The following is a 655-nucleotide window of genomic DNA, read 5'->3' as shown; positions in this document are numbered from 1 at the left end:
CTAAGACATTAGACTCGAAAGAAATAAAGAATATAGAGTCATTTTTCGAAAGCGCCCTAGTAGAACCTTATACTAGCTTAGTAGCTCCTGACACTGTGGATTTTGTATCTTTCCTGATTGAAAATTTAGAACGTGATTTTTCTGGCATGTACAGCTTTATTAGTCAAAACGATGAAGATGACTCGTCAAAATTAATAGAGATTACTTTTATTGAAGGTAATAACTTTCATACACTGGAGTTATTTTGGTCAATAGATTAAACCCTAACAAAGCCATTAAGAGTGGCCCACAAAAAGACGTGGGCCGGACGGCATTTCATGCCGCCTCTTATGGCAAACGTTAACTGTTTATGAGTATTAACATCGAAAAATTTATCGAATTAGCTCAAATACATGCTGATACAAATTATGGCAACCCAGCAAGTGTGAAGAAAGCGAACGCTGCCGCAGAAGCAATGAATGTTATGGCTGTCGAATTCATCGAGGCTGGCCGCATAGAAGAATTATTAGGTTTAATTACTCATTCAACAGCTGGATCCTGGGTTGCATTTTCGGTGGCGGATCAGATTGGTATTAGCACTGAGCAGAAAGAACGCTGTATCAGTAAAATTAAAGATTTAGCTGTAGGTTCTAGTTTAAATTCAATGGGTGCAGAG

Annotated in this window: 2 protein-coding genes; both read left to right on the top strand. The window is 38.2% G+C overall.

Going from position 1 to position 655, the window contains the following annotated elements; all coding sequences use genetic code 11:
• Window positions 1-260, top strand: a 260-nt coding sequence (locus tag V7783_RS21070; protein WP_335680389.1) for a hypothetical protein, incomplete at its 5' end; no start/stop codon positions are given.
• A gap of 89 nt (window positions 261-349) precedes the next feature.
• A partial coding sequence (locus V7783_RS21065) for a hypothetical protein (RefSeq protein WP_335680388.1) occupies window positions 350-655 on the top strand: 306 nt, incomplete at its 3' end.

Source organism: Pseudoalteromonas sp. (assembly GCF_036960685.1).
In the GTDB taxonomy this organism is placed as follows: Bacteria; Pseudomonadota; Gammaproteobacteria; order Enterobacterales; family Alteromonadaceae; genus Pseudoalteromonas.
The sequence above is the reverse complement of the archived record's forward strand: the minus strand, read 5'-3'. Positions and strand labels throughout refer to the sequence as shown.